Annotated in this window: 20 protein-coding genes; 7 read left to right on the top strand and 13 right to left on the bottom strand. The window is 67.5% G+C overall.

The genetic code is table 11. The annotated features are described in order from the left end of the window. The first annotated feature begins 142 nt into the window (after window positions 1-142). Entirely contained in the window at window positions 143-1,036 is an 894-nt protein-coding gene (locus ACFE7D_RS08900) for a peptidylprolyl isomerase (protein ID WP_375395068.1), read from the top strand. Between the two features lie 7 nt (window positions 1,037-1,043). Here the strand turns inward: ACFE7D_RS08900 and ACFE7D_RS08895 are convergent, their stop codons facing one another. The 7 genes from ACFE7D_RS08895 to ACFE7D_RS08865 all read right to left on the bottom strand — a co-directional run bounded on the left by ACFE7D_RS08895 (window position 1,044) and on the right by ACFE7D_RS08865 (window position 10,482). After that, window positions 1,044-1,625 carry an ABC-type transport auxiliary lipoprotein family protein gene (locus ACFE7D_RS08895; RefSeq protein WP_375395067.1) on the bottom strand — a complete coding sequence of 194 codons (582 nt, stop codon included), beginning with the start codon at window positions 1,623-1,625 and terminating at the stop codon, window positions 1,044-1,046. Between the two features lies 1 nt (window position 1,626). Further along, window positions 1,627-2,592 (bottom strand): MlaD family protein, encoded by a 966-nt coding sequence (locus ACFE7D_RS08890; protein ID WP_375395066.1) that lies wholly within the window; start codon window positions 2,590-2,592, stop codon window positions 1,627-1,629. Further along, window positions 2,592-3,455 (bottom strand): ABC transporter ATP-binding protein, encoded by an 864-nt coding sequence (locus tag ACFE7D_RS08885; protein ID WP_375395065.1) that lies wholly within the window; start codon window positions 3,453-3,455, stop codon window positions 2,592-2,594. Before ACFE7D_RS08885 ends, ACFE7D_RS08890 begins: the two co-directional genes overlap by 1 nt. After that, the gene (locus tag ACFE7D_RS08880; protein WP_375395064.1) at window positions 3,455-4,561 is read right to left on the bottom strand and encodes an MlaE family lipid ABC transporter permease subunit; all 1,107 of its coding nucleotides are present in this window, start codon (window positions 4,559-4,561) and stop codon (window positions 3,455-3,457) included. The genes ACFE7D_RS08885 and ACFE7D_RS08880 overlap by 1 nt, the downstream gene beginning before the upstream one ends. 195 nt (window positions 4,562-4,756) lie before the next feature. After that, entirely contained in the window at window positions 4,757-5,971 is a 1,215-nt protein-coding gene (locus ACFE7D_RS08875) for a DUF445 domain-containing protein (RefSeq protein ID WP_375395069.1), read from the bottom strand. Window positions 5,972-6,074: 103 nt separating this feature from the next. Continuing rightward, window positions 6,075-9,305: an efflux RND transporter permease subunit gene (locus tag ACFE7D_RS08870; protein ID WP_375395063.1), complete on the bottom strand. Its 3,231-nt coding sequence runs from the start codon at window positions 9,303-9,305 to the stop codon at window positions 6,075-6,077. A gap of 1 nt (window position 9,306) precedes the next feature. Beyond that, the gene (locus ACFE7D_RS08865) at window positions 9,307-10,482 is read right to left on the bottom strand and encodes an efflux RND transporter periplasmic adaptor subunit (protein ID WP_375395062.1); all 1,176 of its coding nucleotides are present in this window, start codon (window positions 10,480-10,482) and stop codon (window positions 9,307-9,309) included. A gap of 169 nt (window positions 10,483-10,651) precedes the next feature. On the opposite strand from ACFE7D_RS08865, the gene ACFE7D_RS08860 reads away from it, so the two are divergent. Further along, the gene (locus ACFE7D_RS08860) at window positions 10,652-11,380 is read left to right on the top strand and encodes an SIMPL domain-containing protein (protein ID WP_375395061.1); all 729 of its coding nucleotides are present in this window, start codon (window positions 10,652-10,654) and stop codon (window positions 11,378-11,380) included. A 62-nt stretch (window positions 11,381-11,442) separates the two neighbouring features. On the opposite strand, the gene ACFE7D_RS08855 is transcribed toward ACFE7D_RS08860, so the two are convergent. From ACFE7D_RS08855 to ACFE7D_RS08845, 3 genes are all read right to left on the bottom strand, one after another. Next, window positions 11,443-11,688 carry a GlsB/YeaQ/YmgE family stress response membrane protein gene (locus tag ACFE7D_RS08855; RefSeq protein ID WP_174286218.1) on the bottom strand — a complete coding sequence of 82 codons (246 nt, stop codon included), beginning with the start codon at window positions 11,686-11,688 and terminating at the stop codon, window positions 11,443-11,445. A gap of 92 nt (window positions 11,689-11,780) precedes the next feature. Next, on the bottom strand, window positions 11,781-12,080 hold the full coding sequence (locus tag ACFE7D_RS08850; protein WP_375395060.1) for a DUF1153 domain-containing protein: 300 nt from the start codon (window positions 12,078-12,080) through the stop codon (window positions 11,781-11,783). 103 nt (window positions 12,081-12,183) lie between these two features. Continuing rightward, a complete protein-coding gene (locus ACFE7D_RS08845) occupies window positions 12,184-12,387 on the bottom strand; it encodes a hypothetical protein (protein ID WP_375395059.1) in 204 nt (67 codons plus the stop codon). A 173-nt stretch (window positions 12,388-12,560) separates the two neighbouring features. On the opposite strand from ACFE7D_RS08845, the gene mnmA reads away from it, so the two are divergent. Beyond that, window positions 12,561-13,664, top strand: coding sequence for a tRNA 2-thiouridine(34) synthase MnmA (gene mnmA / locus ACFE7D_RS08840; RefSeq protein ID WP_375395058.1), 1,104 nt, complete (start codon window positions 12,561-12,563; stop codon window positions 13,662-13,664). Next, window positions 13,661-13,915 (top strand): UvrB/UvrC motif-containing protein, encoded by a 255-nt coding sequence (locus ACFE7D_RS08835; RefSeq protein ID WP_375395057.1) that lies wholly within the window; start codon window positions 13,661-13,663, stop codon window positions 13,913-13,915. Before mnmA ends, ACFE7D_RS08835 begins: the two co-directional genes overlap by 4 nt. A 102-nt stretch (window positions 13,916-14,017) precedes the next feature. On the opposite strand, the gene ACFE7D_RS08830 is transcribed toward ACFE7D_RS08835, so the two are convergent. The 3 genes from ACFE7D_RS08830 to pdxH are packed head-to-tail and all read right to left on the bottom strand — an operon-like array spanning window position 14,018 to window position 16,337. Next, a complete protein-coding gene (locus ACFE7D_RS08830) occupies window positions 14,018-14,815 on the bottom strand; it encodes a PhzF family phenazine biosynthesis protein (RefSeq protein WP_375395056.1) in 798 nt (265 codons plus the stop codon). Then, window positions 14,815-15,762 carry a cation diffusion facilitator family transporter gene (locus ACFE7D_RS08825; RefSeq protein ID WP_375395055.1) on the bottom strand — a complete coding sequence of 316 codons (948 nt, stop codon included), beginning with the start codon at window positions 15,760-15,762 and terminating at the stop codon, window positions 14,815-14,817. The genes ACFE7D_RS08830 and ACFE7D_RS08825 overlap by 1 nt, the downstream gene beginning before the upstream one ends. Beyond that, complete coding sequence (gene pdxH / locus ACFE7D_RS08820) at window positions 15,759-16,337, bottom strand: pyridoxamine 5'-phosphate oxidase (protein WP_375395054.1); 579 nt, start codon at window positions 16,335-16,337, stop codon at window positions 15,759-15,761. Before pdxH ends, ACFE7D_RS08825 begins: the two co-directional genes overlap by 4 nt. 211 nt (window positions 16,338-16,548) lie before the next feature. Here pdxH and ACFE7D_RS08815 point away from each other — a divergent pair, with 211 nt between their 5' ends. From ACFE7D_RS08815 to ACFE7D_RS08805, 3 genes are all read left to right on the top strand, one after another. Beyond that, the gene (locus tag ACFE7D_RS08815; protein WP_375395053.1) at window positions 16,549-17,433 is read left to right on the top strand and encodes a Ku protein; all 885 of its coding nucleotides are present in this window, start codon (window positions 16,549-16,551) and stop codon (window positions 17,431-17,433) included. A gap of 123 nt (window positions 17,434-17,556) precedes the next feature. Continuing rightward, on the top strand, window positions 17,557-20,064 hold the full coding sequence (ligD, locus tag ACFE7D_RS08810) for a DNA ligase D (protein ID WP_375395052.1): 2,508 nt from the start codon (window positions 17,557-17,559) through the stop codon (window positions 20,062-20,064). A gap of 186 nt (window positions 20,065-20,250) precedes the next feature. Further along, the coding region (locus ACFE7D_RS08805) for a circularly permuted type 2 ATP-grasp protein (RefSeq protein WP_375395051.1) at window positions 20,251-22,047 on the top strand (1,797 nt) is incomplete at its 3' end.

Genomic DNA, 22,047 nt, shown 5'->3' with positions numbered 1-22,047 from the left:
TGGCGTATACTCACTTTCCAGGCGAGCGCCTTCGACCACTCGGCCACCGCTCCGCTATGCACTGGAGGGAACGGGCCGTAGAGCGGGGCAGTGGTTAGCGCAAGCGATTGCGCAGGGCGTCGCGGTCGGGCAGGTTGACGGGATGATCGCTCCGCTCCTCGCGCTTGCCGCCGCGCTTCAGGCCGCACCTGCTTCGCCTCCGCCCCCTGCCCCGCCCGCAGCCGCGCCGACGGCAACTACCCCCGGGGATCCGGTCGCGGCGGACTGGGTGGCGATCGCCGACGACCAGCTCCTCGTCATGACGCTGGCGGGGGATCGGACGGTCGTGATCCGGCTCGCCGCGGCCTATGCGCCGGAGCATGTCGCCAATGTCCGCGCGCTCGCGCTGGCGCATTGGTGGGACGGCACGAGCATCTACCGCGTGCAGGACAATTGGGTGACGCAGTGGGGCGACCAGACCGAGAAGAAGCCGCTGCCGCCCGGCATCGCCGCGAGACCTGCGGCGGAATATGATCTTGCACCTGGCGGGCTGCGGGTGGCGCAGACGATGGCGCGCGCGGATGCGTATTCCAACGCGTCCGGCATCACGGCGGACGGCTGGGCGACGGCATCCGACGGTGGGGCGACGTGGCTCGCTCACTGCTACGGCACCGTCGGCGTCGCGCGCGACGCGAGCCCCGATACGGGCAGCGGCGCGGAATTGTTCGCGGCGATCGGCGGGTCGGCGCGACGGCTCGATCGAAACTACACCATCGTCGGGCGCGTCATCGATGGGATGGCCTATCTGTCGGGCTTGCCGCGCAGCGGGACGGCGATGGGGATGTATGCGACGGCGGCGGAACGGGTGCCGATCGTGTCGGTCCGGCTGGCGAGCGACATGCCGGCGGCGACGCGTCCGCGGTTCGAATATCGCGCAGCAGACAATGCGCGTTTCGCCGCGATGATCGCGGCGAAGGTGACGCCGAAGCCGCCGACGGTCGGGCTGGGCGGGATCGACATATGCGACGTGCCGCTGGCGACGCGCCGGGCACGGTGACCCGGGGTTAGCGCCCCACCCAGTCGGCGACCTGCTGCGCGACCTGGTTGGCGGCGGCGCTGATCCCCGTCGCGGCATTGGGTCCGTCGATCGCCGCCACCGGCACGTGCGCCTCGAAACGCTGCTTCTCGACCGTCGTCGCGTTCAGCCGGATGAGCGACGCATCGAATATGACGACCGCCTGGTTTTGCCCGGCGTCGAGCCCGAAGGTCCGCAATTCGCCCGACAACCGCGCGCCCGGATCGACCGCGGACTGCGCGCCCGACAGCACGACGCGGCCGGTGCGCGCGGTCATGGTGTCGGACAGCAGCCGCGCGAACAGCCGTGCGGGCGGTTCGGCCCATAAAGCGCTCTTCACATAGGCGATCGAGGTCGGCGTCGCCTGCACCGGGATGCGCGCGGTCGCGAGGCTTTGCGGCACCGCCGGAACCTGGATCGTGATCGCCTTGGCGGTCGCGGAATTCTGGTCCTGGCCGACCGGCACGCTCGCCTGCGTGTCGAGCGTCAGCAGCGAGGCGGGTGGCTTCGCCGCGAAGCTGATGCAACCGGCGAGCGGCAATGCGGCCAAGAGGAGGAACGGTGTCTTCATGTCACTTGCCCTTGTAATCGGGGAGCTTCGGCTGGCCCAGGATCGATCCCGCACCCTGCTGATCGACTTTTTCGGCGACCGACGATAGCGATGCCGACATGACCCTGAGATCGCGGACCAGTTGCCCGACCTCGGGGATCGTCTGTTTCGAGAAGGACTGGAGCCCGGGCCGCACGTCCTCCACCGCGCCGTTCAGTGAATCCGCGCTTTTCTTCGCGGACAGGATCGCCTGGTTCAGATTGGCCATTGCGGGTTTTATATCGCTTGTCAGCACGCCGTTCGACGTCTGCGCCAGTGCGCCGATCTGCTGCGCCGCATCGCCCGCCTGCTGGATCGCGACCCGCGTCTGCGCCAGCGTGGCGGCGATCTCGGGCCCGCGATCCGCGAGCGCCGCGGACAGGCGGTTGGTGTTGGCCAGAATGCCCGCGATCGACGCCTGGTTCTTGTCGGTCAGAAGCCCGGTAAGCCGTTCGGTCAGCGTCGACAGCCGCTCCAGCAGCTGCGGCGCGGAATTCAGGATCGCGCCCAGCCCGCCCTGCTTGGTCGGTATGACGGGGACGCCATAGGGGCATTGGCTTTGCGGGTTGTCGTCCGGACAGCCGATGGCTTCGGCACCCTTACGCGCACCGTCGAGCGAGATCTGGCTGACCCCGGTGAAGCCGACGCCGGAAATCGTCGCGGTGGTGCCCTGCAGGATCGGCGTGTCCTGGTTGACGGTGATGCGCACGCGGACGAACTGGGGATCGGGCTTCCACAACGCGATTTCCTTCACCTGGCCCGACGGCACGCCGGAAAAGGTGACCGCCGACCCCTTGGCGAGGCCGTCGACCGAGGTCTTGAAGAAGATGTCGTATTCCTTGGTCGATGCGCCGCCCAGCCGCGCGATCCACACCGTGAACAGCGCGAGGACCGCGAGCAGGATCAGCACCACGGTGCCGACAAGGACATGGTTCGATCGGGTTTCCATCAGCGCGTCGTCCTTGCCGGTTGGTCGGCGTCCATCGGTGTCCGGTGGGCCGCGATCCCCGCCTGCGCCTCTTGCGTGGCGACCGCCGCGCGGCCGCGGGGCCCCTTGAAATATTCCTCGATCCACGGATGGTCGAGCGCGATCAGTTCGGGGATCGTGCCGACGGCGATCACGTGCTTGTCCGCGATCACGGCGACACGGTCGCAGATCGCATACAGCGAATCCAGATCGTGGGTGATGAGGAACACGGTCAGCCCAAGCGTCTTCTGGAGCGATTTGGTCAGATCGTCGAACGCCGCCGCGCCGATCGGGTCGAGCCCGGCGGTCGGTTCGTCGAGGAACAGCAGGTCGGGATCGAGCGCCAGAGCGCGCGCCAGCCCGGCGCGTTTGCGCATGCCGCCGGAAAGTTCGGCGGGGAATTTCGGACCGGCCTGCGCCGCCAAGCCCGTCATCACGACCTTGTACGACGCGATTTCATCCAGCAGCGCCTGGTCGAGCGCGGGGTAGAATTCGCGAAGCGGAACCTGGACGTTCTCAGCGACGGTCAGCGTCGAGAACAGCGCGCCCCCCTGGAACAACACGCCCCAGCGCTTTCGCAGTTCGACCGCGTCGGCGTCGCTCAGCCGCAACACGTTCTCACCGAATACGGTGACATCGCCCGCATCTGGCACCTGCAGCCCGATGATCGAGCGCATCAGCACCGATTTGCCCGTGCCCGATCCGCCGACCACGCCCAGGATCTCGCCGCGCCTGACGTCGAGATCGAGCCCGTCATGGACGACCTGATCGCCGAAACAATTCTTCAGGCCCTTGACCGATATGACGATGTCGTCGCCGCGCGGCCGGGCGGTTTCGACGGGCATCAGTTCCACCCCAACCAGGTGAAGAACACCGCGAAGAACGCGTCGAGCACGATGACGAGGAAGATCGCCTGCACCACCGCCGCGGTGGTGCGCAGCCCGACCTGTTCGGCGTCCGCCTCGACGAGCAGGCCCTGGAAACAGCCGGCGATCGCGATGATCGCGCCGAACACGGGGGCCTTGATCAGGCCGACGTACAGATCGGTGATCGGCACGACTTCGCGGATCCGCTGGATATAGGTGACGGGTGGCACGCCGATCGTGATCCACACCAGCAATCCGCCGCCGATCAGCGCGATCATCGACGCGTAGAAGCCGAGCAGCGGCATCAGGATGATCGCGGCCAGCGTGCGCGGCACGACCAGCGCCTCCATCGGCGACACGCCGATGGTGCGCATCGCATCGATCTCCTCGGTCAGCTTCATCGTGCCGATCTGCGCCGCGAACGCGCTGCCCGATCGACCGGCGACCATGATCGCGGTCATCAGCACGCCCATTTCGCGAAGGGTGAGCCGGCCGACCAGGTTGATCGTGAAGACCTCCGCCCCGAACTGGCGCAGCTGGACCGCGCCCTGCTGCGCGATGACGACGCCGATCAGGAAGCTCATCAGCCCGATGATGGCCAGTGCGGACACACCGACCACCTCGAACTGCTGTACCACCGCATTGAACCGGAAGCGGCCGGGGTGCCGCATCGCCGCGAGGAAGGCCAATGCCGTCGCGCCCAGGAAACCGAGCAGCCCGAGCATCGTGCGACCCGCCGCGACGACCGCGGTGCCGACCTCGCCGACCAGACGCGTGACGGCACCGACATGGCCCGGCCGCATGTCGACCGGCTGATCCGACCGGATCACCTGATCCATCAGATGCTGATCATTGTCGTCCAGGCCCTGGACCGCGGCATCGTGCGTGGCGGCGAAGCGGTGGACGATCCACGCGCCGACGGTATCGATCCGTTCTATTCCGCTCAGATCGACCATCCGGACCGGGCCGTCGATCTTTCCGAGCCGTTCGGGCAGATCGCCGATCCGCGACAGCGAAAGATTGCCGGTGAAGCGCAGCGTGCCGCCGTCCTGGTCGGTGCGTTCGAAGTCGGCGGTTGCGCTCATCGCCCGTACCTTTGCGGGAAAGCGACGGGCACGGCAAGGCGATTGCGGCGTGCGACGGGGGGTTGGGAAAGCTGACCTCCCCCCGTTCTCCCGCGAAAGCGGGAGCCCAGAATTACGAACGGTGCCGCCTGTCGCCCCTTGACCCCCGCTTTCGCGGGGGAACGACCAAGTGTGAGTCGCTCGATGTCCGCGCGCCTAGAGCGCCAGATCGACCGCGTGGATCGTCAGCCCGACCAGTCCCCCGACGATGGTACCGTTGACGCGGATATATTGCAGGTCCCGGCCGACCGCATTTTCCAGCCGCCGCGTGATCGTCCGCGAATCCCAGCCGCGGACCGTTTCCGACACCAATCGGACGATCCCGTCGCCATAATCCGCCGCGACGCCGACGACGCTGCGGCGAACGAAACGATTGATCGTGCGTGCAAGGCGGCGGTCGTTCTGCAGCGTCTCGCCCAGTTGACGGAGGATTTCGCCGAGCCGTCCCGCCATCGCCGCCTCCGGATCGCGCGCGATCTTCAGCAGGCTGCCGCGCGCCTGTTCCCACAACCCGTCGATCCAGCGCTGCATCGCCGGGTTGGCGAGCAGTTCCTCCTTCATCGCCTCGACGCGCCCGCGCACCCGGCGGTCATATTGCAGGTCCCAGGCAAGACGATCGAGCCCCTCGTCCGCCCGCAGCCGCAACGGATGCTGCGGATCGTCCGCCATGTCGGTCAGCAGCTTGTCGAGCCCGGCGATCAGCTTGTCGGCGACGGTTTCGTCGAGGCCGGTCCAGCGAAGGATCGAGCCTGCGCGGTCGTGCACCATCCGGCGGACCAGATGTTCGTTCTGCGCCAGTGCCTTCGCCCCCCAGCGAACCCCCGCCGCCAGCAACGGCGCGTGGCGGTTCTCGGCGATCGCGGCCTTCATCAGCCGGCCGAGAACGGGCGAGAGTTCGGTCGTGCGCAGCCGGGTGGCGATCGCCGCCTTCACCATCCCGCCCATCCGCTGCGGATCGAGCCCTTCCAGCATCTGCGCGACCAGCTTCGACGCGCCGTTGCGGAACCGGCCGCCCGCGCCCTCGGGCGGATCGGTCAGCCAGCGCGCTATGGCGGATGCGACGTCGAGCGGCCGCATCCGCCGCGCGATGACGGCGGGGATCAGGAAATTGTCACGCAGGAATTGCGCGAGCGTGTCGCCGATCCGGTCCTTGTTGCGCGGCACGATCGCGGTATGCGGGATCGGCAGGCCGAGCGGATGCCGGAACAAGGCAGTGACCGCGAACCAGTCCGCCAGGCCGCCGACCATCGCCGCCTCGGCAAAGGCCAGGACGAAGCCCCAGCCGGCGGCGTGCCCGCTCCGCAGCGCCGCGCGGGCGACGAGGAAGAGGATCGCCATCGCGACCAGCATCCCGGTCGCCACCAGCCGCATCCGCACCAGCGCCGCGGGCGGAGGCTCGCCCGCGGCGGCCGTACGAATGGCGCGGTTCGACATCGCGTCGGACAATCCCCGAACGGGGGGATGGTTCAAGCGATCATTCCGCCGGCTGCGTGCCGTCGTCGTCGTAACCGATTCGTCCGGGCAGCGGGCCGAGCGCCGGACCGCGGGGGCCGGCGATGCCGATGACTTCGCTGCCGTCGTCGCCGGGGCGATACGTCAGCAGGCGGCGTCCGAGCCGCGGGCCCGCCCAGCGTTCGATCCCGACCGCCAGGCTGAACGTCGCCGGCACGATCAGCAGGGTGAGCACGGTAGACAGCAACAGCCCGCCGATCACGACGATACCCATCGGCGCACGCCACGATCCGTCGCCGCCGAGCGACAAGGCGGTCGGCACCATCCCGGCGACCATCGCGACCGTGGTCATGACGATGGGCTGTGCGCGCTTGTGCCCGGCGTCGATGATCGCGGTGACGACGTCCACCCCCTTCGCCATTTCCTCCAGCGCGAAATCGATCAGCAGGATCGAATTCTTCGCGACGATGCCGAGCAGCATCAGGATGCCGATGAAGACGGGTAGCGACAGCGGCTGCCCCGCGATCCACAGCGCCACCAGGCCGCCGAGCGGTGCCAGCATCAGCGAGCCCATGTTGACGAAGGGCGGCAGCGCGCGGCGGTACAGCAGCACGAGCACCGCGAAGACGAGGAAGATGCCCGCGATCACCGCCATGATGAAATTGGTGACCATCTCCTGCTGCCATTTCGACTGGCCGAGCGTCAGTTCGGAGACGCCGATCGGCAGGTCCTTCATCGCGGGCAGATCGTGGATCGCCTTGTTCGCGACACCGCTGACGACGCCAGGCGCGAGATCGGCACCGAGCGTGATCTGACGTTGTTGATTGACGCGGTCGATCTTGGTCGGTCCCGATCCCAGACCGATATCCGCGACGAGGCTTAGCGGCACCGCGCCACCGGACGCGGTCGCGACGGGCAGGTTCTGGATCGTCGACAGGCTGGTCCGCGCATTCTGGTCCAGTGCGACGCGGATCGGGATCTGGCGATCCGACAGCGAGAATTTCGCGCTGTTCTGATCGATATCGCCGAGTGTCGCGATGCGGATCGCGTTCGACAGCGCGTCGGTCGTCACGCCGAGATTGGCGGCCAGATCCATCCGCGGCTTCAGCACGATTTCCGGCCGTTGCAGATTGCCCGATACGCGCGGCGCGGTGATCATCGGCAGTTTGGACATCTGCGCGACGATCTTGTCCGCGGTCTGCTGCAGCATCACGGGATCGTCGCCGCCAAGCGTCACGTTCACGTCGCGCGAGCTTGTCCCGAACCCGAATTGCGACCGGAAGGCGATTCGCGCATCCGGTATGTTCGCCACTTGCGGTGCGAGATCGCGCTCGAACTGCGTGCTGGTCTTGGTGCGCTTGTCCTTCAGCGTCGCGGTGACGCGACCCGAATTCACCGCGCCGCCTTGGCCGGTACGCGAATAGACCGATGCGACTTCCGGCTGCGCGCCGAGCAGCGCGGCGACGCGCTTCACGACCACGTCCGTCTGGACGAGCGTCGTGCCCGGCACCATGTCGATCGTCGCGGTCGAGGTATCGCTATCGCTCGCCGGCTGGAACGTCATCGGCAGCACGCCGAACATCGCGATCGTCGCGAGGAACGCGACCGCGCCCAACGCGGTGACCCACAAACGGTGGTCCCACATCCGCGCCAGCATCCGCCGGCCGAACCCGCCCGCCGCCGTGCCGCCCGCGCGCCCGCGGATCAGAGTCCAGCGGAGCGTGGCCATATACCCGTCCATCATCCGCCCCTCGCCATGCTTGGCGGGGCCGGCGGCCTTCAGGAAATAGGCGGCAATCATCGGCGTCACCAAACGGGCGACCGCCAGGCTCATCAGCACAGACGCGACGACGGTCATGCCGAAATTCTTGAAGAACTGCCCCGACACGCCCGGCATCAGCGCGACCGGCAGGAACACGGCGACGATCGACATCGTCGTCGCCAGCACCGCCAGCCCGATCTCGTCCGCGGCATCGATCGACGCCTGATACGCCGATTTGCCCATCCGCATGTGGCGAACGATATTCTCGATCTCGACGATCGCATCGTCCACCAACACACCGGCCACGAGTGACAGCGCGAGCAACGTCATCTGGTTCAGCGTGAATCCCATCAGGTCCATGAACCAGAAGGTCGGGATCGCCGATAGCGGAATGGCCAGCGCGGAAATCGCGGTTGCACGCACGTCGCGCAGGAACAGGAACACGACGAAGACCGCGAGCACCGCGCCCTCGATCATCGCTTCGATCGCGCTGTGATAATTCTCTTCCGTGCGCTTCACGCTGTTCTGGCGCAGCACGAAATGCACGCGCGGGTTGCGCTGCTCCAGCGCGGTCAGCTTCTTGACCGCTTCGTTGTAGACGCTGACGTCCGACGCACCCTTCGCGCGCTGGAAATCGAAGCTGATGACCTGGCGTCCGTCCACCACCGCGCGGCTGCGCTGTTCGGCGAACAGATCGCGGACCTGACCCAGGTCGGACAGGCGCACCGTCCTGCCGCCGCCGACGTTGATCTGGGACTGACCGAGATCGACCGCGTTGCGCGCGTTGCCGAGCACGCGAACCGACTGTTCGGACCCGGCGATCTCGGCGCGACCACCCGCGGCGTTCAGATTGACCGAGCGCAGCTGCGTGTTGACCTGACTGGCGGTGACGCCCTGCGCCTGAAGCTTCAGCGGATCGAGGATCACCCGGATTTCACGGCTGACACCACCATTGCGGTCCACCTCGGCCATGCCGGGGATCGACAGCAATTCCTTGGTCACGGTATTGTCGATATACCAGCTCAGCTGTTCGACGGTCATGTCGCTCGCGACGGCCGAATAGCTGGCGAGATCATTGCCTGTCGTGTTCGCGCGGAACACCTGCGGTTCCAGGATGCCCTGCGGCAGGTTGCCGCGGATCTGCGAGATCGCGTCGCGTACGTCGTTCACCGCGCGGTCGATCGGGGTGCCGATCGCCAGCTGGACGACCGTCTGCGACGATCCTTCGGTCACGGTCGAACTGATTTCGTCGATGCCCTGCAACGACCGCACCGCCGCCTCGACCCGCTGTGTGACCTGCGTCTCCAGTTCCGTGGGCGCCGCCCCCGGCTGGCTGATGACGACGATCGCAACCGGAAAATCGATATCCGGCTGATCGTTGACGCTCATCCCCATGAAGCTGACGATGCCTGCCAGCGTCAGCGCGACGAACAGCACGATCGGCGGCACCGGGTTGCGGATCGCCCAGGCGGAGATGTTGCGGAAATTCATGTCAGGACGCCTTCTGCACGATCGGCTTCACCTTCTGTCCCGGGGCCAGGAACCCGCCCGCGGACACCACCACGCGCTCCGTCCCCGTCAGCCCGCCGAGGATCGTCACGCCGGCATCGGAGACCTGCCCGATCTTCACGTTGCGGCGTTCGACCTTGTCGTCCGGTCCGACGACATACACGAAATTGCCCTTGTCGTCGCTCTGCAAGACCGAATCGGGCAGCAGCGGCGCGACGTTGGCACCGCTGACGATCGTCGCCGCGGCGAACCCGCCGGGGCGAAGCGAGGGGTTGTACGTCAACTGCACGCGCGCGATGCCCTGGCGCGTCGTCGGATCGATCACCGGTGACACCTGCCAAACCACGCCCTGGAAGCTGTCGGTCGATCCCACCGGCGTCACCGTCGCGCGCGCGCCGACATGCACCGTCGCCAGATCGGATTCGCTCAGCGCCGCGCGCATTTCCAGCAGGCCGTCCATCGCCACCCGGAACAGCATGCCAGACGCGGAATTGACGATCTGTCCGGGTTCGATCTGACGGGTCAGCACCAGACCCGCCGCGGGCGCGCGGATATCGAGCCTGCCATTGGTCGCCTGCTGCTGCGCGAGCTGCGCCTGCGCCACCTTGACGCGCGCCGCGGCGGCGTCGCGGGTCGCGGTCTTGGTTTCGATATCCGACCGCGAAATGAACCCGCGCGCCACCAGCTGCTGCGCACGGTCGAGTTCGGATTGCGCCAGTGTCGCATCCGCCTGCGCGACCTTGATCGATGCGCCGAGCGAAGCGGCGGTCTGCGTCTGCACCGACCGGTCGATGGTGGCCAATACCTGCCCCGCCTGGACCCACTGGCCCGGCTCGACCAGGACCTGGCGGACCATCCCGCCTTCGCCGGCGACGCCGACCGGCATTTCCCGCTTGGCGGCAAGACTGCCATTCGCGCTCAGCTGACGGTCGATCGTCTTGCGGCCGGGGACGACGACGCTGACGCTCGGCACCTGCTCGACGGGAGGCGCATTGGGCGCGGCATGCCCGCGCAGGAAGAACGCCCAGATCAGCACGGCCGCGAGCAGCGCGAGGCCGACGATGCCGAGCGCGCGACGTCCGCGGCCCGGCCGAGCGTCGGTATAGTCCGGCAACGCGGCCCGATCTTCGCCGCCGATCTGTCGCGACTCGTAATTCATGTTCGTCCCCACCCTTCGGAGTGACTGTGTTATAGGAATAAGTCACCAACCTCAAGTGGGCAGGGACATGGCCGAAAAGCCCGTTTTCCGCAAGCCGACCCCTTGCGTTCACCGGGGGTTTCGTCGTCTCCGTGTCATGATGCCCGTCGTCACTTCGCCGGAGAACCCGATGTCCCGTCCGTCACGCACCGCCATGTCCGCCCTTGCCGCCCTCCCGCTGGTCGCGACGACCGCCCCGGCCCGCGCACAATCGGTCGAGCCGATGGTCCCGGCGACGGGCACCGTGCTGGACGTCGCTGCGCAAGGGCGCACGACCCGCGTACCCGACCTGGCGACGATCCGTGCCGGGGTGATGGCGCAGGCCGCGACCGCGTCCGCCGCGCTGGCCGACGATGCGGTGCGGATGCAGCGCATCCTGGCCGCGTTGAAGAAGGCCGGTATCGCGCCCCGCGACATCGCGACCGCCAGCGTAAGGCTGAACCCGCAATATCGCTACGCCGACAACCAGCCGCCGACGCTCACGGGTTACCAGGCGACCAACAGCGTCTCGATCCGGTTCCGCGACATCGCCAGGGCGGGTCCGATCCTGGACGCGTTGGTGGCGGAAGGGGCGAACCAGATCGACGGGCCCAACCTGTCGCTCGACAATCCCGACGCCGCATTGGACGAAGCGCGTACCGATGCGGTGCGCCGCGCCCGCACCCGCGCCGATCTGTACGCGAGCGCGGCCGGCCTGCACGTCGTGCGGATCGTTTCGATTTCGGAGTCGGGCGACAATGCGGGCGGCGGCAACGCGCCGATGGTCTACGCGCGTGCCCAGCTAAAGGTCGATACCGCGATCGCGCCGGGCGAAAAGGACGTCACGGCGACGCTGTCGGTGCGGTTCCTGCTGCAATAGCGCGGCCATGAAAAAGGCCGCCCGGTCGCCCGGGCGGCCTTCTTGAATTCGATTGCCGATGCTTAACGCACGCGGCCGCGACGGATGAGATTGACGATCGCGAGCAGGATGATCGCACCGACCAGCGAATAGATGAACGTCGATACCGTGATCACCTCGTTGATTCCGGCCCCGAAGATTGCCGAGGCGATGACCGAGCCGACGATCCCGACGACGATGTTAAGCAAGATGCCCTGATTGTCGCGCATGATCAGCCCGGCCAGCCAGCCGCACAGGCCGCCCACGATAAGCCAGATGATGATACCCATAGTCGCGTCCCTCCGTTGGTTCCCATTACGGGCGATGACCAACAGACTCGCGAGCCGGGATTATTGTTCCGTATGCGGTTCGATAACCTCGATCAATATTTCTGCTGACGTTCGTAAAGCGCATTGTAATGCTGGATCCGTGTCACGCGCAGGCCCGGCATTCCCGATCGGTCGATCGCGCGCTGCCATCCGGCGAACTCCTCGGGCGTCAGGCCGTAGCGGTCGCAGACCTCGTCCACCGATAGCAGCCCGCCGTTCACCGCAGCGACCACTTCGGCCTTGCGGCGCACCACCCAGCGCGTGGTGGAAGGGGGCGGCAAGTTCTCGATCGTCAGCTGCTCGCCGAGCGGGCCGATGACTTTGGCGGGACGGATCTTCTGGTTCTCGATCATGAACTCAACCTCGATCGGGGCGGGGGGCCCCCTCTCCAACAGTGATGCTGCGTGTAGGCGCGGGATTTGAAGATCGCCTGAAACGCTTCGGTAAACGCGGTCTTCATCCCTCTTTCCAACGTATGATCGCGGCCGCCATCGGACCGTTGAACGCGCCGCCGACGGGCGCGAACAGCCGCGGATCGATCGTCCGGTAGGAAAGGTCGCCCTGGATGGTGGCGGTCGTGCTGCCGGCCTGACGCGCGGCGATACCGGTCATCAGCGCGGCCAGATCGGCCGGCAGCACGGTGAGTTCGGTCGGGCCCACAAAGGGAGGAAAACTCAGGTCCAAAAAAGCATACTCGCTGGAACGACGGCAGACGTACGCTTTAGGCCCGGGCGAATGAAAACCGGGTAAAGCCCGCCGCAACGCTTCGTGAACATGTATGAATTCGCGGTTCTTTTGCGCGCCGCCGACGCTTGCGCTACGGCCCGTCCGCGATGGAAGCCGACTTTCAGATCGGGGCGGACCCGCGGGGCAGGCGCGTCGTCGTGGCGATGTCGGGCGGCGTGGATAGCTCCGTCGTGGCCGCGCTGGCGGCAGCGAGCGGCGCGGAGACGATCGGCGTCACGCTGCAGCTCTACGATCACGGCGAGGCGGTCGGGCGCGCCGGCTCGTGCTGCGCGGGCCGCGACATTCGCGACGCCCGTGCGGTGTGCGACCGGCTGGGGATCGCGCATTATGTCTTCGATCACGAAACGCGGTTCCGCGCGGACGTGATCGACCGGTTCGCGGACGATTACATCGCGGGCCGGACGCCGATCCCGTGCGTCCAGTGCAATATGGGTCCGAAATTCACCGACCTGCTCGCGCTCGCCCGCGACCTGGGCGCGGATTGCCTGGCGACCGGTCACTATGTCCGCCGGGTCGAGGGACCGCGCGGTGCCGAACTGCACCGCGGCGCGGATCCGGCACGTGACCAGAGCTATTTCCTGTTCGCGACCACGCAAGACCAGCTGGAATATCTCCGTTTTCCGCTCGGCGGTCTGCCGAAGGACCGAGTCCGCGCGATCGCCGCCGAGATGGGGCTCGGCGTCGCGGCCAAGCCCGACAGCCAGGATATCTGCTTCGTCCCGGACGGCGATTACGCAGGCCTCGTCGAGAAACTGCGGCCGGGCGTGGATACCACGGGCGAGATCGTCGACATGGCCGGGCGGCGGCTGGGTGCGCATCGCGGACTGATCCATTACACCGTCGGCCAGCGTCGCGGTCTGGAGATCGGCGGCGTGCCGGAGCCGCTCTATGTCGTGCGGCTCGAACCCGACACCCGCCGCGTCGTCGTCGGCCCGCGCGCCGCGCTGGCGGTCGATGCGGCGCGGATCGAGCGCATCAACTGGCTGGGCGGCGATTTCACCGGGCCATTGACCGCCAAGGTGCGGTCGATGGCGAAACCCGTAGCGGCGCGATTGCTGGGTAACCGGGTGGTGTTCGACGCGCCCGAATACGGCGTCGCGCCGGGCCAGGCGGCGGTATTGTACGATGGCGACCATGTGCTCGGCGGCGGCTGGATTGCCGAAACCGAAGCGGCGCTCGTCGCGGCATGACGATCGACGAGCTTCAGGCGGCGATGGACGCCGCCGCCGCTGCGCTCGACTTCGAGGAGGCGGGGCGGCTCCGCGACCGGATCAGCGTCCTGCGCGGTGGCGGCGACGATCCGGCGAACGATCTGGCGGGGCTGGTGCGCCAGCAGCCGGGAAGCATGGGGCTCGGCACCAGCCAGCAACGGATGACGCCGCCGCCGGGGTGGGTGAAGCCGAAGAAGCCCGACCCGATGACGAAGGGCAGGAAGCGGTAGCAGTGCTACGGTCACCCCGGGCTTGTCACGGGGTCCAGGGCCACGAGCCTGTCGCGCGCGGCTCTGGATGCCGGAACGAGCCCGGCATGACGAAGGAAGTATTCAAGGCAACAGAAACGTCCCCTCGATCACCGTCACGCACGACCCGCCAAGCACCACCCGCTTGCCGTCCAGCGTGCAGGTCAGTCGCCCGCCCCGCGTACTCGCCTGAAACGCGGTGAAGCGGTCGCGGCCGAGCCGCTCCGCCCAATAGGGCACCACGACCGCGTGCGCCGAACCCGTCACCGGGTCCTCGTCGATCCCCGCACCCGGCGCGAACATCCGGCTGACCACATCCGTCTCGGCACCCGGCGCGGTGACGATCGCCTGACGATTGCCGCACGCCGCCAGAGCGGCGAAGTCGGGCGTCACCGCGCGCACGGCCGCTTCGCTTTCGAGGACGATCACGCCGTATCCGCCATCGCGCCACAGGGTCTCGGTGACATCCGTCACACCGAGCGCGGCGACCATTTCGGGCAGCGGGCATGGCTCAGGCTTCCAGGCGGGCAGCGCCAGTTCATAGCCGGCACCCGCGCGGACCACCGCCAGCATGCCTGCCTTGCGGGTACGGAACCGGACTTGATCCCGCACCGCGTCGTTCGACAGCACGACATGCCCGCTCGCCAGCGTCGCATGGCCACACAACCGCACCTCGTCGACCGGTGTGAACCAGCGGAGTTCGAAATCCGCCTCGTCATCGTCGGCCGCCACGAGGAACGCCGTTTCCGACAGATTGTTTTCCGCTGCGATCGCCTGAAGCACCGCGTCGTCCAGCCATCGGCCAAGCGGCATCACCGCCGCGGGATTGCCGGCAAACGCCTTGTCGGCGAACGCATCGACCTGCGTGAAAGGAATGCGCATCACAACCTCTTTGCGAACCAGTGCGGTGTCACGTCCGCCTCGACCAGTGGATTGTCGGTATCGACATGACCCTCCGGATCGAGATGGATCAGCACCTCGACCTTCGGGAACGCGCGCTTCAGGCTGAATTCGACCGCTTCGACGATCTCGTGCGCGTCATGGACGCTCAACCGGCGGTCGACCTCCATGTGGAACTGCGCGAAGTCATGGCTGCCGGATCGCCGCGTGCGGAAATCATGGATGCCCTTCAGGCCGTCCTGCCGCGCTGCGACATCGAGGAAGCGGGCGCGCAGGTCCTCGGGCCATTCCTTGTCCATCAGCTGGTCGATCGCGTTCGACGATGCCTGGAACGCGCCGTAGGCGAGCCATAGCGCGATGATGATGCCGAACACCGGATCGGCATCGTGGAACCCGAAATACTGGTCCAGCACCAGTGCCAGGATCACCGATCCGTTGAGCAGCATGTCCGACTGGTAATGGACATTGTCCGCCATGATCGCGACCGACCCCGTGCTTCGGATCACGCGGCGCTGATACCATAGCAGCACGCCCGTCGCCGCGATCGCCGCGATCGACACGCCGATCCCGAAATTCGCGTCGGTCGTCGCGGTCTGGTTCCCGAACGACAGGATCGCGCGCCAGGCGATACCGACCGCGGACGCGGTGATCAGCGCGACCTGGAACAAGGCTGCCAGCGCCTCCGCCTTGCCATGCCCGAAGCGGTGGTCGCTGTCCGCCGGCGTCGCGGCAAGGCGGACACCATACAACGTCACGAGGCTCGCGAGCAGATCGAGCCCGGTATCGGCAAGCGACCCGAGCATCGCGATCGATCCGGTCAGCCACGCGGCGAAACCCTTCAACAGCAGCAGGAACGTGGCCATCGCGACGCTGGCGAGCGCCGCGCGCGTGGCGAGGGGCAGCAGCTTGCGGCGTTCGTCCTGCGTCATGGGTACAGCAACCCTTCCGTCCAATCATCGCCCGTGCGCACGAACAGGCGACGCTCATGTAGACGATGCGCGCGGTCCTGCCAAAATTCCACCCGATCGGGAACGACCGCGTAGCCGCCCCAGAAGGGTGGCCGCGGGACATCGCCGCCATCGAACCGCACCTTGGCCTCTTCGACCCGCGCCTCGAACGTCGCGCGGTCCGCCAGCGGCCGCGACTGGTCCGATGCCCAGGCCCCCAGCCGCGAGTCGCGGCCGCGGCTCGCGAAATACGCGTCCGACTGCGCGTCCGTCGCCAGCGCCACCGCGCCCTCGATCCGTATCTGCCGGCGCAGCGACTTCCAGTGGAACAGCAGCGCGCCTTGCATGTTCGCCGCCAACTGCTCCGCCTTGTCGCTGCCGCGGTTGGTGTAGAAGGTGAACCCGTCCGGCCCATGCCCTTTCAACAGCACCATGCGCACCGAGGGGCGACCGTCGGCGTCCGCAGTGGCCAGCGCCATCGCATCGGGATCGCTGGGTTCGCCGGCTTTCGCTTCGGCATACCATTCGTCGAACAGCGTGAAGGGATCGATGGCCATGCGGGGCATATAGCCAATCCTCCCCGGGACGGGGAGGGGGGCCATTTGCAGAAAGCAAATGGGGGAGGGGGTGAGCCGCGAGCGAACCACTTGCGGTTCACCCCTCCACCATCGGGCTTCGCCCGACGGTTCCCCTCCCCGCCCCGGGGAGGATTGGGAACGACTCCCCCGCCCAGGGATTGAATCGCCTTCGAAACGAGGAACGATCGACATGGCCGCACGCGCCTATTGGCAGGGACAGATCAGGCTCGCGCTCGTCTCGATCCCGGTGGAAATCTATTCCGCGACGAAATCGGGCGCGGCGATTTCGTTCAAGCAGATCCACGAACCGTCGGGCCAGCCTATCCACTACGAGAAGGTCGTCACCGGGGTCGGTCCGGTCGACGTGGGCGAGATCATGAAGGGCTACGAGATATCCAGGGGCGAGTATGTCCTGCTCGACCAGGACGAGATCGACGCGGTGAAGCTGGAATCGAAGAAGACGCTGGAGTTGACGCAGTTCGTCGACGCGAGCGAGATCGACGTGCTGTATTACGAGAAACCCTATTTCGTGGTGCCCGCCGACGATCTGGCGGAGGAAGCGTTCATCGTGCTGCGCGAGGCGCTGCGGCGGACGAGGAAGGTGGGCCTGGGCCAGCTGGCGATGCGGGGCCGCGAATATGTCGTCAGTCTGAAGCCATGCGGTCGCGGCATGGTGCTGGAGACGCTGCGCTACGCCGACGAGGTGCACAAGGCGCAAGGTTATTTCCGGGAGATTCCCGACGACAAGCCCTCGGACGAACTGCTCGAACTGGCCGAAGCGCTGATCGGCAAGCGCAGCGGCACATTCCACCCGCAGGAATTCCACGACCGCTATGTCGACGCGCTGAAGGATCTGGTCGAGCGCAAGCGCAAGGCGAAGGGCGGGGCCAGGATCATCGAGGACACGGACGACGGCAAGCGATCGGGATCGAACGTGGTTGACCTGATGGCGGCGCTGAGGAAGTCGATGGGCGCGGCACCGAAGGACGATGCGCCGGCCAAGGCCGCGCCGCCTGCGAAGAAGCCCGCGGCCAAGGCCCCCGCGAAGAAGCCTGCGGCGAAGAAGCGTGCCTGAGGCTTTCTTCCTCCACTCCCGCTTGCGGGAGGGGTCGGGGGTGGGCGCTCGCTCTACCCGAGCGTCGCACATGCGGATAGGCAGCGCCCACCCCCAGCCCCTCCCGCAAGCGGGAGGGGAGCGATGAGTACCGATCCCCTCGCGCTCTACAACGCCAAGCGCGATTTCGGAAAGACCGCCGAACCCGCCGGTACGCTCGCGCCCGGCCATGGCAACAGCTTCATGGTGCAGAAACACGATGCCACCCGGCTGCACTGGGATTTCCGGCTTGAAGTCGATGGCGTCCTGAAAAGCTGGGCGGTGACGCGCGGCCCGAGCATCGACCCGAACGAAAAACGGCTCGCGGTCCGGACCGAGGATCATCCCCTTTCCTACGCCACGTTCGAGGGCACGATCCCCAAGGGCGAATATGGCGGCGGCACCGTCATGCTGTGGGACCGCGGCACGTGGTCGCCCGTCAAGGGCAAGTCGGCCAAGGACATCGACAAGGGCCATCTGCACTTCGTCCTCGAAGGCGAACGGATGAAGGGCGAATGGATCCTCATCCGCCTGAAACCCCGCGCAAAGGAGAAGCGCGAGAACTGGTTGCTGCGCAAGGTCGAGGATGCCGCGGCGGGCGGTACCGATGTTCTGGTCGACGAAGCGCTGACGAGTGTTTCGACCGGGCGGACGATGGCCGAGATCGAGGAGGGGAAGCCTTCTGAATCCTCCCCGCTCGCGGGGAGGGGGACCGTCGGCGAAGCCGATGGTGGAGGGGGTTCTCCACGAGCGGTGCGCTCGCGGAGAACCCCCTCCACCCCCGCGCAAGGGCGCGCAGGTCCCCCTCCCCTTGCAGGGGAGGATTTTAGGGACCCCCAGCTCTGCACCCTGGTCGACACCGTCCCGACCGGCAGCGCATGGCTGCACGAGATGAAATATGACGGCTACCGCACCCTCATCGCGGTCGCGAACGGCAAGGCGAAGGTCTTCACGCGTTCCGGCCTCGACTGGACCGACAAGTTCGCGGCGATCGCGGACGCCGCCGCCGCCCTCCCCGTCCAGTCCGCGCTGATCGACGGCGAGATCGTCGCGTTCAAGGACGGCAAGCCCGATTTCTCCACGCTGAAGGACGCGATCTCCAACGCCGGCGACATGACGTGCTTCGCGTTCGACCTGTTGTCGCTGGACGGCGAGGACTTGACCGGCCTGCCTAACGTCACGCGCAAGGATCGGCTCGCGGTGATCCTGCCCGCCGATCACGACCGCCTGAAATATGCCGAGCACGTCATCGGGTCGGGCGAGAAATTGTTCGAGGCGATGTGTCGCGAGGGGCTCGAGGGTGTCGTCTCCAAGCTGGCGGACGCGCCCTACCGCACGGGCCGGACGAAGGCGTGGCTCAAGACCAAATGCACGCTGCGCCAGGAGTTCGTGATCGTCGGGTGGCTGCCGTCGGACAAGACGCGCGGGTTCAAGTCGCTGCTGCTGGGGGTGCGCGAAGGCGACGGCTGGAAATATGCCGGCAAGGTCGGCACCGGGTTCGATCAGGCCACGATGGACGATCTGACCACAAGGCTGGCTAGGCTGGAACGCAAGACGCCGACCGTCGATGCGCCCCGGGCGGCCGTCCGCCACGCACACTGGGTGCGCCCCGAGATGGTCGCCGAGATCGCGTTTGCCGAAACGACGCCCGACGGCGTGCTGCGCCATTCGAGCTTCCTCGGCCTGCGCGAGGACAAGGCGGCGGACGACGTGGTTGCCGAGACCCCGGCGTCGCTGCCCGAAACGTCCACGGTCACCGTCAAGGTCTCGAGCCGCGACCGCATGATCTTTCCCGACAGCGACGTGACGAAGGGCGAACTGGCCGACTATTACGCGTCGCTCGCGCCCGTCATGCTTCCCTGGGCGGGCAGGCGGCCGGTCAGCCTCGTCCGCTGCCCGCAGGGCCGGGCCAAGGCGTGCTTCTTCCAGAAGCATGATGCCGGCAGCTTCGGCGGTGCGGTCCATCAGGTACCGATCCGCGAGAAGGACGGATCGACGGAGGAATATCTCTGGGTCGACGACGCCGACGGGCTGGTCGCGTGCGTCCAGATGGGAACGATCGAATTCCACGGCTGGGGATCGACCAACGCCGCGCTGGAGAAGCCCGACCGGATGGTGTTCGATCTCGACCCCGACGAAGGGCTGGACTTCGGCGACACCAAGAAGGCGGCGGAGCATCTGAAGGAACAGCTGGCCGAACTGGGTCTGGTCAGCTTCCCGCTGCTGTCGGGTGGCAAGGGCGTGCATGTCGTCGTGCCGCTGACGCCGCAAGCGGAATGGCCTGCGGTCAAGGACTTCGCCGACCGCTTCGCGCGCGCGTTGGCCGGCGCGGAGCCCGAACGCTATGTCGCGGTGATGACGAAGGCGAAGCGCAAAGGGCGGATTTTCATCGACTGGCTGCGCAACCAGCGCGGTGCGACCGCGATCATGCCCTATTCGGCGCGCGCGCGGGCCGGCGCGCCGGTCGCGGTGCCGGTCTCGTGGACCGAACTGCGCGATATCGACACCGCGGCGAAATGGAACGTGCGCGACGGCGCGGCGCTGGTGGAGCGGGCGAACGGGCGGGCGCTGGCGGACTGGGGTGTGGCGGATCAGGTGTTGCCGGATTTGTAGACCACCTCCGTCACCCCGGCCTTGCGCCGGGGTCCATCGTGCCGCGCAATCGCGGGTCCATGAATGCGCGGCACGATGGATGCCGGATCAAGTCCGGCATGACGAGGGAAACACTTAACTGTTGCGCCACCCTGCCAAACCCGTGCAACGCTTGTCGCCGGGCAAGCAACAGGGACAGCGGCAAGGATGGCGACGCACGCGGCCCCGCTGTTCGACGCCGGCCTTCACGCGCGCCGGCTGATCGCGGACTACCGCGCACACGTCCATGCCGGCGACGTGCTGGCGCAAAGCGAAGACCCCGCCTGGACCGCGATGTTCGAGGAACTGGCCAGCGTCGCCTCCGACGACCTGGGTCATGCGCGCGAACGCGTGCAGCGCCACGCCGCCGACATCGGCACGGGTTTTCGCATCGTCGGCGAAGCGGACGAGCGGCCATGGCCGGTTTCCCCCGTCCCGCTGCTGATCGCGGCGGACGAATGGGCGGGGATCGCGCGCGGCATCGTACAGCGCGCCGAGCTGATGGAGGCGATCCTCGCCGATCTCTACGGCCCCGCGCGGCTCGTCGAACACGGGCCGATCCCGGCGGCGCTGGTGGCCGGCAATCCGTATTTCCTTCGGCCGATGGTCGGGCTGGAGCCGCCGGGCGGCAGCCATCTGCAATTCGTCGCGGTCGATCTGGGGCGAGGACCAACCGGCCGGTGGTTCGTCCTGGCCGACCATCTGCGCGCACCGGCGGGCGCGGGCTATGCGCTGGAGAACCGGCTGGCGCTGGCGCGCACGCTCGGAGGGTTGCAGGACAGGCTGAACATCCAGCGTCACGCCCCGTTCTTCGCCGCATTCCGCGAAGGGCTGGCGGCGCTGTGCCGCCGGACCGATCCGCGGATCGGGCTGCTGACGCCGGGGCGCTACAACCAGACCTATCCCGAACAGGCGCATCTGGCGCGCTATCTGGGGCTGTTGCTGGTCGAGGGCGACGACCTGGCCGCGCTGGAGGACAAGCTGTACGTCCGCACCATCGGCGGGCTGAAGCGGATCGACGCGATCTGGCGGCGGGTCGATCCCAGGATGCTCGATCCGCTGGCGTTCGACACCCGGTCGCATATCGGCGTCCCCGGATTGATCGACGCCTATGCCGCCGGGAATGTCGTGATCTCGAACGCACCGGGGGCGGGCGTGCTGGAGGTACCTGCGTTCGGCGCGTTCCTGCCGGTGCTGGCGAAGCAGCTGCTGGGGGAGGACCTCCATCTCCCGAACATCGCGACCTGGTGGGGCGGCCAGCCCGGCGAAGCGGCGCGCGTCGCGGAGGATTTCGACACGCTGCTGATCGGTCCCGCCTTCGGTGCGACGCCGCTGGGCCTGCCCGGCGACCGGCCGGTGCCGGGCAGCGAAATCACCGGCGAAGCCCGTGCGGCAGTGCTCGCCGACATGGCGCGGCGACCGCAGGATTATGTCGGTCAGGAGATCGTGCGCCTGTCGACCATGCCCGTCGTCGCCGGGGATGCGCTGGTCGCGCGGCCCTTCACGCTGCGCGTGTTCGCCGCGCGGGGGGCAGATGGCGGCTGGACCGTCCTGCCCGGCGGCTTCGCGCGGATCGGCGAGCACCCCGATCCGCGCGCGGCAGTGATGCGCGAGGGGCTGTGGTCCGCCGACGTTTGCGTGCACGGCAGCGATCCGGTCGCGCCGACATCGCTGCTCCCCGCCAGCACGTCGCTGCAAGTCCGTCGCAATCCGGGTACCCTGCCCAGCCGGGTCGCGGACAATCTCTACTGGCTGGGCCGGTATCTGGAGCGCGGCGAGGCCTTGCTGGCGGCGATCCGCGTATTGCTGGGCAATTCGATCGACGTCGATGGCGGCGCGGCGATGGCGGGAGAGACGGTCGGACGGCTTGTCGGGCTGATCGTGGGCGCGGGCGCCGCGCCGCACCCGCCCTCGCTCCGCCGCGCCGACCTGCAGGCGTCCGCGCGCACCGCGATGGAGGACATG

Origin of the sequence: uncultured Sphingomonas sp. (assembly GCF_964244235.1) — a bacterium.
Taxonomy (GTDB): domain Bacteria; phylum Pseudomonadota; class Alphaproteobacteria; order Sphingomonadales; family Sphingomonadaceae; genus Sphingomonas.
The sequence above is the reverse complement of the archived record's forward strand: the minus strand, read 5'-3'. Positions and strand labels throughout refer to the sequence as shown.

Coding starts and splice junctions, on each gene's coding strand:
- ACFE7D_RS08900 (WP_375395068.1), top strand. CDS start 143: ATGATCGCTCCGCTCCTCGCGCTTGCCGCCGCGCTTCAGGCCGCACCT.
- ACFE7D_RS08895 (WP_375395067.1), bottom strand. CDS start 1,625: ATGAAGACACCGTTCCTCCTCTTGGCCGCATTGCCGCTCGCCGGTTGC.
- ACFE7D_RS08890 (WP_375395066.1), bottom strand. CDS start 2,592: ATGGAAACCCGATCGAACCATGTCCTTGTCGGCACCGTGGTGCTGATC.
- ACFE7D_RS08885 (WP_375395065.1), bottom strand. CDS start 3,455: ATGCCCGTCGAAACCGCCCGGCCGCGCGGCGACGACATCGTCATATCG.
- ACFE7D_RS08880 (WP_375395064.1), bottom strand. CDS start 4,561: ATGAGCGCAACCGCCGACTTCGAACGCACCGACCAGGACGGCGGCACG.
- ACFE7D_RS08875 (WP_375395069.1), bottom strand. CDS start 5,971: ATGCGGCTGGTGGCGACCGGGATGCTGGTCGCGATGGCGATCCTCTTC.
- ACFE7D_RS08870 (WP_375395063.1), bottom strand. CDS start 9,305: ATGAATTTCCGCAACATCTCCGCCTGGGCGATCCGCAACCCGGTGCCG.
- ACFE7D_RS08865 (WP_375395062.1), bottom strand. CDS start 10,482: ATGAATTACGAGTCGCGACAGATCGGCGGCGAAGATCGGGCCGCGTTG.
- ACFE7D_RS08860 (WP_375395061.1), top strand. CDS start 10,652: ATGTCCCGTCCGTCACGCACCGCCATGTCCGCCCTTGCCGCCCTCCCG.
- ACFE7D_RS08855 (WP_174286218.1), bottom strand. CDS start 11,688: ATGGGTATCATCATCTGGCTTATCGTGGGCGGCCTGTGCGGCTGGCTG.
- ACFE7D_RS08850 (WP_375395060.1), bottom strand. CDS start 12,080: ATGATCGAGAACCAGAAGATCCGTCCCGCCAAAGTCATCGGCCCGCTC.
- mnmA (WP_375395058.1), top strand. CDS start 12,561: ATGGAAGCCGACTTTCAGATCGGGGCGGACCCGCGGGGCAGGCGCGTC.
- ACFE7D_RS08835 (WP_375395057.1), top strand. CDS start 13,661: ATGACGATCGACGAGCTTCAGGCGGCGATGGACGCCGCCGCCGCTGCG.
- ACFE7D_RS08830 (WP_375395056.1), bottom strand. CDS start 14,815: ATGCGCATTCCTTTCACGCAGGTCGATGCGTTCGCCGACAAGGCGTTT.
- ACFE7D_RS08825 (WP_375395055.1), bottom strand. CDS start 15,762: ATGACGCAGGACGAACGCCGCAAGCTGCTGCCCCTCGCCACGCGCGCG.
- pdxH (WP_375395054.1), bottom strand. CDS start 16,337: ATGGCCATCGATCCCTTCACGCTGTTCGACGAATGGTATGCCGAAGCG.
- ACFE7D_RS08815 (WP_375395053.1), top strand. CDS start 16,549: ATGGCCGCACGCGCCTATTGGCAGGGACAGATCAGGCTCGCGCTCGTC.
- ligD (WP_375395052.1), top strand. CDS start 17,557: ATGAGTACCGATCCCCTCGCGCTCTACAACGCCAAGCGCGATTTCGGA.